This is a genomic window from Herbaspirillum sp. UBA812 (genome assembly GCF_002296545.1).
GTDB lineage: Bacteria > Pseudomonadota > Gammaproteobacteria > Burkholderiales > Burkholderiaceae_D > Herbaspirillum > Herbaspirillum huttiense.
This window is the reverse complement of sequence record NZ_DBIC01000164.1, coordinates 1-12,335: the sequence shown is the minus strand read 5'-3', so window position 1 is coordinate 12,335 and position 12,335 is coordinate 1. Positions and strand designations below refer to the sequence as shown.

General features: G+C 62.9%; 11 protein-coding genes. 9 read left to right on the top strand and 2 right to left on the bottom strand.

Annotated elements, in window-relative coordinates:
• From B3873_RS11035 to B3873_RS11000, 8 genes are all read left to right on the top strand, one after another.
• Window positions 1–1,099 (top strand): patatin-like phospholipase family protein (locus tag B3873_RS11035; protein ID WP_349676442.1); only part of this gene is annotated, 1,099 nt, incomplete at its 5' end.
• A gap of 105 nt (window positions 1,100–1,204) precedes the next feature.
• Window positions 1,205–2,845, top strand: a complete 1,641-nt coding sequence (locus B3873_RS11030; protein ID WP_286866016.1) for a methyl-accepting chemotaxis protein — start codon at window positions 1,205–1,207, stop codon at window positions 2,843–2,845.
• A 256-nt stretch (window positions 2,846–3,101) separates the two neighbouring features.
• Window positions 3,102–3,647: an iron transporter gene (locus B3873_RS11025; protein WP_286866014.1), complete on the top strand. Its 546-nt coding sequence runs from the start codon at window positions 3,102–3,104 to the stop codon at window positions 3,645–3,647.
• Window positions 3,648–3,753: 106 nt separating this feature from the next.
• Complete coding sequence (locus B3873_RS11020; protein WP_039785565.1) at window positions 3,754–4,104, top strand: cupredoxin domain-containing protein; 351 nt, start codon at window positions 3,754–3,756, stop codon at window positions 4,102–4,104.
• Between the two features lie 64 nt (window positions 4,105–4,168).
• Window positions 4,169–5,047 (top strand): FTR1 family iron permease, encoded by an 879-nt coding sequence (locus B3873_RS11015; protein WP_134135871.1) that lies wholly within the window; start codon window positions 4,169–4,171, stop codon window positions 5,045–5,047.
• Between the two features lie 56 nt (window positions 5,048–5,103).
• On the top strand, window positions 5,104–6,441 hold the full coding sequence (locus B3873_RS11010; RefSeq protein ID WP_286866018.1) for a 4Fe-4S binding protein: 1,338 nt from the start codon (window positions 5,104–5,106) through the stop codon (window positions 6,439–6,441).
• A gap of 178 nt (window positions 6,442–6,619) precedes the next feature.
• A complete protein-coding gene (locus B3873_RS11005; RefSeq protein WP_034330597.1) occupies window positions 6,620–6,955 on the top strand; it encodes a zinc ribbon domain-containing protein YjdM in 336 nt (111 codons plus the stop codon).
• Between the two features lie 126 nt (window positions 6,956–7,081).
• Window positions 7,082–8,089, top strand: coding sequence for a bile acid:sodium symporter family protein (locus tag B3873_RS11000; protein ID WP_088753629.1), 1,008 nt, complete (start codon window positions 7,082–7,084; stop codon window positions 8,087–8,089).
• An 82-nt stretch (window positions 8,090–8,171) separates the two neighbouring features.
• Here B3873_RS11000 and B3873_RS10995 read toward each other — a convergent pair whose 3' ends face one another.
• A complete protein-coding gene (locus B3873_RS10995) occupies window positions 8,172–9,221 on the bottom strand; it encodes an NADP(H)-dependent aldo-keto reductase (RefSeq protein ID WP_039785571.1) in 1,050 nt (349 codons plus the stop codon).
• Window positions 9,222–9,419: 198 nt separating this feature from the next.
• Here B3873_RS10995 and B3873_RS10990 point away from each other — a divergent pair, with 198 nt between their 5' ends.
• Complete coding sequence (locus B3873_RS10990; RefSeq protein ID WP_286866007.1) at window positions 9,420–10,691, top strand: MFS transporter; 1,272 nt, start codon at window positions 9,420–9,422, stop codon at window positions 10,689–10,691.
• A 24-nt stretch (window positions 10,692–10,715) separates the two neighbouring features.
• Here B3873_RS10990 and B3873_RS10985 read toward each other — a convergent pair.
• Window positions 10,716–12,335: putative bifunctional diguanylate cyclase/phosphodiesterase (locus B3873_RS10985; protein WP_286866005.1), on the bottom strand; the 1,620-nt coding region annotated here is incomplete at its 5' end.

Here is a 12,335-nt window from a genome sequence, read left to right as displayed (position 1 = left end):
ACGAAACAGAAAGGCCCTGGTCATCGGGGGCGGGGCGCCCAATTCGACCTTGATCGCCGGAGCACTGGCGGCCTTCCTCGCGGAAGGGGTGGAGTTCGATGTCATCTCGGCCTCTGGTGCCGGGGTGCTCATGGGCTTGCTGGCGACCGCACCGCGCGACGCCGCGCCGCAGGACGCACTGATGCAATGGGCGGAGGTGGGCGTGGCCGACAGCATCTACAAGCTGTTCCCGGTCAACTACAAGGTCTTCAAAAAGCCGGGGACGCAGGCGGAGAACTATCGCGATGCCATGCTGGCGCAATGGCAGCAGATGCCGGGCCTGGCCGCCTCGCCCTTCGCCGCCATGTTCAATCAACACTTCGCCAACGCCTCGGCCAAGTGGAATGACTGGATGCATCTGATGATGTCGGCCTTGTCACCTTCCGACCTGCATTCGGGCAGCCTGGGACTGTGCGCCCATCTTCCCTTCCTCGAGCAATCCATCGATTTTTCGGCGGTGCCGCAGATGCGCCCCGAGTTCTACATCAACGCCTACAACCTCGACCGCCACCAGATGCAGATCTGGAACAAAGACCAGATCACGCCGGCGCATGTGCGGGCCTCGCTGTCCTTTCCCTTCCTGTATGCACCCACCGAGATCGATGGCGAGCACTACATCGAAGGCGCGGCGCTCGATACGCTCAACTTCACGCCTTTCATCACCGATCCCGCCACCGGCGTGGCGCCGGCCGGTGAGGTCGATACCCTGGTGGTGCTGGACATCCTGGGCGAGGATCGCCTGATCCGCAAGCCGCGCAACCTGTATGACGCCTGGGTGCGTTCCATCATCACGCCGCTGGTCAAGATCTCACAGACCGAGCAGCGCCTCTTCGAGCTGGAACACAACCGCGATCCCGCGACCGGCGCGCCGCTGCGCCAGGTGCTCAAGGTCGATCTGATGGCCGGTGTGCCGCAGGATCACTGGCCGCAGGTGCTGGACTGGTCCGCTTCCAACATGCAGCTGCTGTTCGGCGTGGGATATCGCGCCGGCGTCGACTTCTGTCGCCAGCACGGCGAGCTGCTGGGGGCCGTGGCGCAGGATGCGCCGCTGGCCGCGTAGGCGGGCGGGTTGGCCAGCGGGCCTGTTTCTTCATCTCCTTGTTTCGTTCTGTAGCTGAACCGGCGTGCTCCGGCGCGCTTTCCTTTCTCCGGTGAATTTTCCATCATGACCATTACCAAGCGCCTCATCCTCACTCTCTCGACAGCCCTGCTGGCGCTGCTGTTCGTCGGTGCCGACGGACTCTGGCAGCTGCAGCGCGCCCAGCAGCGTCTGGAACTGATCCAGAACCGCATCATTCCGGGCATGGACAGCCTCAACCTGTTGAAGGGCTATCTGGCCGATTCACGCCTGGCCGGCTATCGTCTTTCGGTCTTCGCCAACCTGCCCGACAAGACCGCGTTGCAGAAGGCGGTCGATGCCTCCAACAAGGCGCTGGATGACGAATTCGCCCACTATGAGCGCGATCTGATCTTCGATGAGAAGGACCGCGCCCTGATCCAGGCCGACAAGGCCAACATCGAGGCTTACCGCAAGGCCCTGGTGCCATTCTTCGCCGCGGCTTATGCCAATGACATGGACGGCGTGCGCGCCACGCTGCAGGCCGGGACACCGCTGGCGGTGTCGGCCGCCGCTGCCAAGAAGGGCTTCGAAGACCACATTCTGGTGGGGCGCCAGATGATCGACACCGTCAAGCAGGAGAGTGATGCTGCCTACACCTTCGCCCTGCGCGCGATGATTGCCGTAATCGTGGTGGCGGTGCTGCTGACGGGCGTGCTGGGCATCCGCACCCTGCGCAGCGTGACGCGCAGCCTGGGCAAGATCCAGCAGACCTTCGAACATGTCAGCCAGACGCTGGACCTGTCACGCCCGGTGCCGGTGGAACGCATGGATGAAATCGGCCGCACCGCTGCTGCCTTCAACAAGTTGCTGGCCCGCATCGTCGATGTGGTGGCGACGACCCGTACCTCGACCGATTCGGTAACCGTGGCGGCGCGCCAGATTGCCGCCGGCAATGCCGACCTGTCGGCCCGTACCGAACAGCAGGCGGCAGCGCTGGAGGAAAGCGCGTCCAGCCTGGAGGAGCTGACCTCGGTGGTGCTGCAGAACACGCAGAACGCCCGCCAGGCCAATGAGCTGGCGCAATCTGCCTCGCATATCGCTTCGCAAGGCGGTGACGTGGTGCGCCAGGTGGTCGATACGATGAACTCCATCAATGCCTCCTCGCGCAAGATCGTCGACATCATTGCGGTCATCGATGGCATTGCCTTCCAGACCAATATCCTGGCGCTCAATGCGGCAGTGGAAGCGGCCCGTGCCGGAGAGCAGGGGCGCGGATTTGCAGTGGTTGCCTCTGAAGTTCGTTCGCTGGCGCAGCGCTCGGCCGCCGCCGCCAAGGAAATCAAGGAGCTGATCGACGACTCCGTGGACAAGGTCGGCAGCGGCAGCAAGCTGGTCGAGCAGGCGGGTGTCACCATGAGCGATATCGTCGACAGCGTGCAGCGCGTGACCCAGATCGTGGGCAACATCGCCGACGCCAGCGAAGAGCAGAGCGCCGGCATCACCCAGGTCAACCAGGCGATTTCGCAGATGGACCAGGGCACCCAGCAGAATGCGGCGTTGGTGGAAGAGGCGGCCGCAGCAGCCCAGGCCTTGCAGGGCCAGGCGGAAAAGCTGGAGAGCGTGGTCGCTGTCTTCAAGCTGGAAGGGCGCGCAGCCATGCCGGTGCGCAGCGTGGAAGTGAAGCCCGTTGCGTCTGCGCGAGTGCCGGTAGCGTCCGGCGAGGTCCCTGAGCTGGAAGAATTCTAAGCGCAGAGGTCCGGATCTTGACTCCCGGATTCTGAGCCCGGCACCGGTGGCAGCCTGCCGCTACCGGCGCACTCCGCACCCTCCGCACCCTGAAAAACCGCCCGGTTTCAACGCCGGGCGGTTTTTCATTCTTCACCTGTTTTTACGCTTTGGTCAGCATTGCTGTGAAGGATTGCACTAAGGTGCGGCGTCGGCAGCCTCAAAGGGTGATATACTTAATGCTAATCATTATCATTTGTCACCAGGAGAATACGCAATGATCGGTTTCAAAAAACTGGCGGTCGCCGCAGCATTCGGACTGTGCTTTGCAGGTACCGCTTCGGCCGCTGAATACCCCATCGGCAAGCCGCAGATCCAGAACGGCTTTGAAGTCAATGCAGTCTATCTGCAGCCGGTCAAGATGGAACCGGACGGCATGATGCGCAAGGCAGATGAATCCGATATCCACCTCGAAGCCGATATCCGCGCCGTGGCCAAGAACCCCAATGGTTTCGCCGAAGGCGACTGGATGCCTTACATGGTCATCAAGTACGAACTGACCAAGGTCGGTTCCACCAAGTCCATCAAGGGCGACATGATGCCCATGGTGGCCAACGACGGTCCGCACTACGGCGACAACGTCAAGCTGGAAGGCCCGGGCAAGTACAAGCTCAAGCTGACCATCTCCTCGCCGCAAGCCAATGAACACGCCCACTTCGGCCGTCACGTCGACAAGGAAACCGGCGTCGGTCCGTGGTTCAAGACCTTCGAGCTGAACTACGACTTCACCTTCGCCGGTATCGGCAAGAAGGGCGGCTACTAAGCAGGTCGCCTGGTCTTGATCCAGACCGCACGTTTGCAGTGATGCGATGCCGGTCCGCGCCTTGATGGCGGACCGGCTTCACCGTTTTGAGAGTTCCGGAGTTTTCATGATCGCAAGAATCGTCCGACTGATCTGCCTGTCCCTGGCTGCGATGGCCATGCTGGGCAGCGCCGTGCAGGCCAGCGCTTCCGACCTGCTGACCTTCAAGCTGGAGATGCAGGATGGCAAGCTCATCCCGCCGCGCATCGAAGTGCCGGCCGGACAGCGCATCAAGATCGAAGTGCACAACATCGGCAAGTCCGCCGCCGAGTTCGAGAGCGTTGAACTGCGCAAGGAAAAGGTGCTGGCACCGGGGGCCCAGTCCTTCGTGGTGATCGCCCCCTTGCGTCCGGGCGAATACAAGTTTTTCGATGACTTCCACCTCAACATGCCGCCCGGCGTGATCGTCGCCAAGTAAGAGGGGATGCGCGCAAGCAGTAGGTAAGCAGGGAAGTCCAGGTTTTCAGGAAGGGAAGAGTTTCATGGGACAGGTCATGTTCATCGTCTGGCGCGAAAGCGTCGAGGCGCTTCTGGTGGTCGGCATTCTGTATGCCTGGCTGAAGAACGGTGATGTCGGCGCACGGCGCGGCATTCCCTATCTGTGGGGCGGCGTGGTCGCCGGCGTGGTGCTGGCCGGTGCCCTGGGCGCAGCGCTGCTGGGCTTTTCGGAACTGCTCTCGGGCGACGCCCAGACCTACTTCCAGATTGCCATCGTCCTGATTGCGGCGGTGCTGATCGTGCAGATGGTGTTCTGGATGCGCAAGCACGGCCGCACGCTCAAGAAGGAAATGGAAAGCTCCATGCAGTCCAGCTATGAAAGCGGTAACTGGTGGGGCGTGTTCGTGCTGGTGATGCTGGCGATCGCCCGCGAAGGCAGCGAGACTGCCGTATTCCTCTACGGTATCGGCCTGGGCCAGCAGGATGCCAGCACGGCGTCGCTGGTGCTGGCAGGCGCGATCGGTTTCGGGCTGGCTTTCCTGACCTTCTATCTGCTGCAGCTGGGCGGAAAGATTTTCTCCTGGCGCCGTTTCTTCCAGGTCACTGAAGTGATTCTGCTGTTGCTGGCGGCCGGTTTGCTGGTCACCGGCGTGGAAAAGCTGTTCGACGTATTGCTGGAAAGCTCCGACATGCTGGCCTCGGCCAACTGGACCATGACGCTGACCGGCCAGCTCTGGGATACCTCGGCGCTGCTGGATGACTCCACCACCCTGGGCAGCCTGGTCTCGACCCTGACCGGCTACCGCGCCCGTCCGGCGCTGCTGTCGGTGATCGTCTACGCCCTCTACTGGGTCGTGGTATGTTCGTTCCTCTATCGAAAACCCCAGCCTCAGCTCAAGAGCAAGAGGCAGGAAGCCGTCTGAACCTCATGACAACCTGTACGCAATCGCCGACTCTGCTCACGCGTACCGGAGACTGGATGCGCCGTCATGGCGCATTCATCCGAGGCCTGCAATGGATCGTGGTGGCCGTCTATGCACTGCTGATCCTGGTCCCGGTGTTCCTCCCGCTGCCTGATGAAACCGCGCATCTCTGGTCCAACCTCACCCTGATCGCCCAGTTCGCCTTCTGGGGCATCTGGTGGCCCTTCGTGCTGGTGAGCATGGTGCTGATGGGCCGGGTGTGGTGCGGTGTGCTCTGTCCGGAAGGGGCGCTGACCGAGTTCGCCAGCCGCCACGGACGTGGACGCGCCATTCCCAAATGGGTCCGCTGGGGCGGCTGGCCCTTCGTGGCCTTTGCCCTCACCACCGTGTACGGCCAGATGGTCAGCGTCTACCAGTACCCCAAAGCGGTGCTGCTGGTGCTGGGCGGCTCCACGGTCGGGGCCATGATCATCGGCTACCTGTATGGCCGCGACAAGCGCGTGTGGTGCAAATACCTGTGCCCGGTCAATGGCGTCTTCGGCCTGCTGGCCAAACTGGCCCCGGTTCACTACAAGGTGAACGAAGATGCATGGCGCGCCTCCTATCATCCCGAGCACAAGATCATTCCCATCAACTGCGCACCGCTGGTCCCCTTGCGCAATATGAAGGGGGCTTCCGACTGCCACATGTGCGGCCGCTGCAGTGGCCATCGGGATGCGATTGCCCTGAGCTTCCGTCCGCCTGCGGTGGAGGTGGTGCACTTCGGCAAGACCCAGAACAACCTGTGGGAAAGCGCCCTGGTGCTGTACGGCCTGCTGGGCATCGCCATCGGCGCCTTCCACTGGACGGTCAGCCCCTGGTTCATCGCCATCAAGCAGGACACCGCCACCTGGCTGATCGAGCGCGACATCATGTGGCCTTTCGGGACCCAGGCACCGTGGTGGCTGCTGACCAATTATCCGCAGCAAAGCGATGTCTTTACCTGGCTTGATGGTGCCATGGTCGTGGGCTACATCCTCGCCACCGGCCTGGTCCTCGGCACCGGCGTGGCGCTGATGTTCGGGCTGGCCACGCGCCTGCTGGGCAAATGGGAGTGGAGCCGCTTCAACCACCTGGTACAGGCATTGATCCCGCTGGCGGGCTGTGGCGTCTTCGTCGGCCTCTCGGCCACCACCATCAGCCTGCTGCGGGCCGAGCACTGGCCGGTCTATTGGGCCAATGACGTGCGCGCGGCGCTCCTGACCGCCATGACGCTGTGGAGCCTGTGGCTGTGCTGGAAAGTGGTGGCGCGCCATGCCACGCATTGGGTTCAGCAAGTGCTGGCGATGTTGCCGCTGATCGGTGGCCTGGCGCTGGTCAATACCGCCTGGTGGCTGATGTTCTGGGGCTGGTAAAGCGTCTTCCGCAGCCGTGATATGAAGGATGATATGAAGGAAAATGGCAGGCTTGCTCGCAAGCCTGCCATTTTTATTTGCGTCTTATTTGATCTTGTGTCCTGCAGGCTATGTGAAGTTGGCGACAGAAGCAGTACAATCGCTGCCTTTTCAAGCCAATTGCCGGAGTTTAATTTACATGAGCACCTTGCCCGCCTGTCCCCAATGCCAGTCCGAATTCACCTATGAGGATGGCAGCCAGTTCGTCTGCCCCGAATGCGGCCACGAATGGAGTGCCCAGGCTGCTCCCGCCGAGCAGGCCCGCGTCTGGCGCGATGCCTCGGGCAACGTGCTGCAGGACGGCGATACCGTCACCGTCATCAAGGACCTGAAGCTCAAGGGCGGCGGTGGCGTGGTCAAGATGGGCACCAAGGTCAAGAACATCCGCCTGGTTGAGGGCGACCACGACATCGACTGCAAGATCGACGGGTTCGGCTCCATGGGCCTGAAGACCGAATTCGTGCGCAAGGCCTGATCCTGGCCTGCATCCTGAGCGGAGCCCTGCAAGCCGGGCCCGCTCTCACGTAGAATGGCGGTTTGCCCGCAGCCTATGTATACATAAGCTTGCGGGTTTCCCGATCACGACAACAACGAAACCGCCATGGCCCGTCCCCGCTTCCTGCCCGATAACATGACCCTGATGCTGCTGGCCGTCGTGCTGACCGCATCTTTCCTTCCCTGTACCGGCCAGGTGGCCGAGGCCTTCGACGGGCTGACCACGTTCATGATCGGCCTGCTGTTCTTCATGCACGGGGCCAAGCTCTCGCGGGAAGCCGTGGTGGCCGGGTTCACGCACTGGAAGCTGCACGTCACCGTGCTGCTGTGTACCTTTGCATTGTTCCCCCTGATCGGCCTGGCACTGAAGCCGGTGCTGCTGCAATTCATCACGCCCGAGCTGTATCTGGGCTTGCTGTTCCTGTGCGTATTGCCCTCTACCGTCCAGTCTTCGATTGCCTTCACCTCGGTGGCGCGCGGCAATGTGCCGGCGGCGATCTGCGCGGCGTCCGCCTCCAACCTGCTGGGCATCTTCCTCACGCCGCTGCTGGTGGGCGTGCTGGTGGTGGCCCATGATGGCGGCGGGCATTCCTCGCTCGATTCCATCCTGAAAATCGTTTATCAATTGCTGCTGCCCTTCGTGGCCGGCCAGATCGCGCGTCCCTTCATCGGCCGCTGGGTCGAGCGCAACAAGTCCTGGCTCAAGTTCGTCGACCAGAGCTCCATCCTGCTGGTGGTCTATGTGGCCTTCAGCGAGGCAGTGGTGCAGGGCCTGTGGCACCAGGTGCCGGTGTCGATGCTGGTGGCGCTGCTGGTCATCAATGCGGTGCTGCTGGCCATCATCATGGGGCTGACCACCTTCGGTAGCCGCCGCCTGGGCTTCAACAAGGAGGACGAGATCACCATCGTCTTCTGCGGCTCCAAGAAGAGCCTAGCCTCGGGCGTGCCCATGGCCAAGGTGCTGTTTTCCAGCGGTGCCATCGGCATGGTGCTGTTGCCGGTGATGCTGTTCCACCAGATCCAGCTGATGGTGTGTGCCGTCATGGCGGCGCGGTATGGTGCGCGTGACGAACAGGTGAAGGCGGCCGTGGCCACCGAAAGCGGCGGCGACTGATTCTCCTGACGCTGTAGCTACGAACAAAAATGACCGGCCAAGCCGGTCATTTTTTTTGCCTGTGCGGCTCACCCGTTTCGGCTCAGGGCGCCGGATTGGGCTGCTTGCGGTGGATGGCTTCGATGCCCGCCAGCACCTCGTCGCTCAGTTGCACCTCGGCGCTGTCGATGTTGCTGCGCAGTTGTTCCAGCGTGGTCGCGCCGATGATGTTGGAGGTCAGGAAGCGGCGGCTGTTGACGTAGGCCAGCGCCATCTGCGCCGGATCCAGTCCGTGCTGGCGCGCCAGTGCCACGTACTGCGCGGTGGCGCTTTCCGCTTGCGGATTGTTATAGCGCACGAAGCGTTCGAACAGCGTCAGGCGGCCACCGGCAGGACGTGCACCGTCCAGGTACTTGCCGCTCAACATGCCGAAAGCCAGCGGCGAGTAGGCCAGCAGGCCGACCTGCTCGCGATGGGCGAATTCAGCCAGGTTCACTTCGAAGCTGCGGTTGAGCAGGTTGTACGGATTCTGGATGGTGACGATGCGCTCCAGTCCATGCTGCTCGGCCGCGCGCAGGAATTGCGCCACGCCCCAGGCGGTTTCGTTGGACAAGCCGATGGTGCGGATCTTGCCGGCCTTCACGAATTCAGAGAGCACCGTCAGCGTCTCTTCGATGGGTACCGTGGTTTCATCTTCCACATGCTCGTAGCCCAACTGGCCAAAGCTGTTGACGCTGCGGTCGGGCCAGTGCAACTGATACAGATCCACGTGATCCAGTTGCAGGCGCTCCAGGCTGCCATGCAGTGCATCGGTGAGGCCCTTGCGGTCCAGCTCGTTGTTGCCGCCGCGGATGTGGCGCGGGTTGTGTGGTTTGCGGGCGGGGCCGGTGCACTTGGTGGCGATCAGCAACTGGTCGCGCTTGCCGGATTTCTTCAGCCAGGTGCCGAGATAGCGTTCAGTGAGTCCTTGCGTTTCCGCCTTGGGCGGGACCGGATACATTTCGGCGGCGTCGATCAGGTTGATGCCGCGTTCGACGGCGTAGTCCAGTTGCGAGTGGGCGTCGGCTTCAGTGTTCTGCTCGCCCCAGGTCATGGTACCCAGAGTGATGAGACTGACCTTCAGGTCGGTGCGGCCGAGTTGGCGGTACTGCATGCGGATTCTCCTTGTGATGCGCAGGCAGGGACCGGGGCGTGTCCTGCCGGCTGGCGCGGGATCGGGTAGTATAGCGGCGCTCGTCCTGCCTTGCAGGGCAGGGCCGCAGCGGCGCCAAGACCGCTCGCGCCAGGCCGGTTGCCGCTTGCAGTGCCCGGACTCGATAACGCCAGAACACTCCCTTCCCATCCACGAGACATGTCAGTTCCTTCCCCCAGCATCCCCCCTGATGAAGCCGCCGAATCCCTGCGCCATCACACCCCATTCAAGCTCTTCTGGTGCGCCAGCGTCGCATCCACCATTGCCCTGCAGATGCAGATCGTGGCGGTTGGCTGGCAGGTCTACCAGCTCACCCACAGCGCCTTCGATCTCGGCATCGTGGGCCTGGTGCAGTTCATTCCTTCGCTGATCCTGGTGTTCGTGGTGGGCCATGTGGCCGACCGCTTTGATCGCCGCAACGTCGCGCGCGTCAGTTCGCTGGTGGAAGCCGCCGCTGCCGCCACGCTGGCGCTGGGCAGCCTGCATGGCTGGCTCAGCCGCGAGATGATTTTCGTGATCGTGGCCATCATCGGTGCGGGCCGGGCCTTTTCCAAACCGACCATGTCGGCGCTGCTGCCCAGCCTGATGTCGCCCAAGGCCTTGCCGGGCGCGGTGGCGGGCTCGGCCTCGGCGACCCAGTTCGCCATCATCATCGGCCCGGCGCTGGGGGGCTTCCTCTACGTGGCGGGACCAGCGGTGGTGTATGCCAGCAGCTGCGCGCTGTTCATTGCATGCAGCGTATTGTTGTCGCTGATCCGGCGTCCGGCCCAGGTCGCGGCGGCCCAGGCTGCACCGGCCAAGCCGACCGGGGCCAGTCTGTCGTCGGTGTTCGCAGGACTGGCTTTCATCCGCAGCAAGCCCGCCATCTTCGGTGCCATCTCGCTGGACATGTTTGCCGTGCTGCTGGGCGGTGCTACCGCCTTGCTGCCGGTGTTCGCCAACGACATCCTGCATACCGGTGCGGTCGGCCTGGGCCTGCTGCGCTCGGCACCGGCGGCCGGGGCCTTGATCGTGGCGCTGCTGCTGGCGCGCTTTCCGCTGGGCGGCAGGGTAGGGCGCACCATGTTCATCGCCGTGGCCGTGTTCGGACTGGCCACCATCGTGTTCGGCCTGTCACGCTCCTTCCCGCTGTCGCTGGCCGCGTTGGCGGTGCTGGGCGCGGCCGACATGATCAGCGTGGTGGTGCGCTCCTCTTTCGTTCAGCTGGAAACGCCCGACGCCATGCGCGGCCGCGTTTCGGCCGTCAATTCGGTCTTCATCGGAACGTCCAATCAGCTCGGAGAATTCGAATCGGGCCTCACCGCCGCCTGGTTCGGTGCGGTGCCGGCCGTGCTCATCGGCGGGATCGGCACGCTGCTGATCGTGCTGCTGTGGATGCGCCTGTTCCCCTCGCTCTATCAGGTCGACCGGCTGGCCGCACGCCAGTCCTGAAGCCGGCGGCAAGCAGCCGCGCGCTCACGGCGGATCGCTCTCGGTCACCAGCATCTGGCTGGACTGGCGCGTGAGCTCCTGCTGCATCACCAGCATCTGCAGGAACTGCGCATAGGGAACCGGCTTGCTGAAGTAATAGCCCTGGTACTCATCCGAGCCGAACTCGCGCAGGGCCTGCAACTGTTTCTCCGTCTCCACGCCTTCGGTTACCACCTTCAGGTTCAATGCATGGCTCATGGCGATGATGGCCTGCACGATGGCGCTGCTGTTGGCATCGTCGGGAATGTCGTTGATGAAGGATTTGTCGATCTTCAGCGTATTGACCGGGAAACGCTTGAGATAGGCCAGCGAGGAATAGCCGGTGCCGAAGTCGTCAATGGAAATGGTGAAGCCTTCTGCACGGATGCCATCCATGATCGCGATCGCACGGTCGCGGTTGTGCATCACCATGCTTTCGGTGATCTCGAACTCCAGGCAGGCTGGTGGCGTGCCGTGGCGCTGGACCACGCTCTTGATGTCTTCCAGCAGATGTTCATCGCCGAACTGGCTGCCGGTCAGATTGATGGAGATGCGTCCGCACACCAGTTCGCGTTCCAGCATCAGGCCGATGTCGCGGCAGGCCACGTCCAGCACCACCAGGCCGATCTGGTCGATCAGGCGGGTCTCCTCGGCCAGCGGGATGAATTCACCCGGCGGCACCAGGCCGCGCACCGGATGCTGCCAGCGGACCAGGGCTTCCGCACCGACGATGCCGCCGGTGGCCAGGTTGATCTTGGGCTGGTAGTGCACCACGAACTCGGCGCGTTCGATGGCGCGGCGCAGTTCGGCTTCCAGCGCGATGCGCTCTACCGTATTGGTGTTGACCTCGTCGGAGAAGAAGCGATAGTCATCCTTGCCATGGTGCTTGGCGCGGTACATGGCAATGTCGGCATTCTTGATGAGCGTCTGCGCATTGTCGCCATCGCCCGGATAGGTGGCGATGCCGATACTGGCCGAGAGCATGGCTTCCTGGCCGTCGATGATGAAGGGCTTGCGCGCCTCGGTGAGCAGCTTCTGTGCAATCTCGCCCAGTTGCAGCGGATCGTCGAAGTCATCCACCAGCACGATGAATTCATCGCCGCCCACGCGCGCCAGGATATCCAGCTCGCGCAGGGTATTGCGGAAGCGCTGGGCGATTTCCTGCAGCACCGCTTCGCCGGCCTCGTGGCCGAAGGTATCGTTGATGTTCTTGAAGCGATCCAGGTCCATCAGCAGCACCGCCACCATGCCGTTGCGGTGCTCGGCGTGGGTAATGGCATTGGAAACGTGCTGGGTGCACAGGAAGCGGTTGGGCAGGCCGGTCAGTTCGTCATAGTGCGCCAGGTGGCGGATGCGCTCGTCGGCGCGGCGGCTCTCGATGGCCACGCTGGCGAGGTCGGCGGCGATGTTGGCCAACTGCAGGTACTCATTGCTGGGGGCCTGGTTTTCCTTGAGCAGAGCAGCGAACACGCCCAGCAGTTGGCCTTCCTTGCCCATGATGGGCCAGGCCCCGCAGGACGGGTAGATCTCTACATCAATGAGCACCCGCAGGTGTTCGGTCACCGGATCGCGCGCGATGTCGGTGACGATGCAGGGTCCGCGGCGCAGGGCTGCTTCAGCGCCGAC

Bases quoted from the DNA above. Each gene is read 5' to 3' on its own strand.
- B3873_RS11030 (WP_286866016.1), top strand. From the start codon at position 1,205: ATGACCATTACCAAGCGCCTCATCCTCACTCTCTCGACAGCCCTGCTG.
- B3873_RS11025 (WP_286866014.1), top strand. From the start codon at position 3,102: ATGATCGGTTTCAAAAAACTGGCGGTCGCCGCAGCATTCGGACTGTGC.
- B3873_RS11020 (WP_039785565.1), top strand. From the start codon at position 3,754: ATGATCGCAAGAATCGTCCGACTGATCTGCCTGTCCCTGGCTGCGATG.
- B3873_RS11015 (WP_134135871.1), top strand. From the start codon at position 4,169: ATGGGACAGGTCATGTTCATCGTCTGGCGCGAAAGCGTCGAGGCGCTT.
- B3873_RS11010 (WP_286866018.1), top strand. From the start codon at position 5,104: ATGCGCCGTCATGGCGCATTCATCCGAGGCCTGCAATGGATCGTGGTG.
- B3873_RS11005 (WP_034330597.1), top strand. From the start codon at position 6,620: ATGAGCACCTTGCCCGCCTGTCCCCAATGCCAGTCCGAATTCACCTAT.
- B3873_RS11000 (WP_088753629.1), top strand. From the start codon at position 7,082: ATGGCCCGTCCCCGCTTCCTGCCCGATAACATGACCCTGATGCTGCTG.
- B3873_RS10995 (WP_039785571.1), bottom strand. From the start codon at position 9,221: ATGCAGTACCGCCAACTCGGCCGCACCGACCTGAAGGTCAGTCTCATC.
- B3873_RS10990 (WP_286866007.1), top strand. From the start codon at position 9,420: ATGTCAGTTCCTTCCCCCAGCATCCCCCCTGATGAAGCCGCCGAATCC.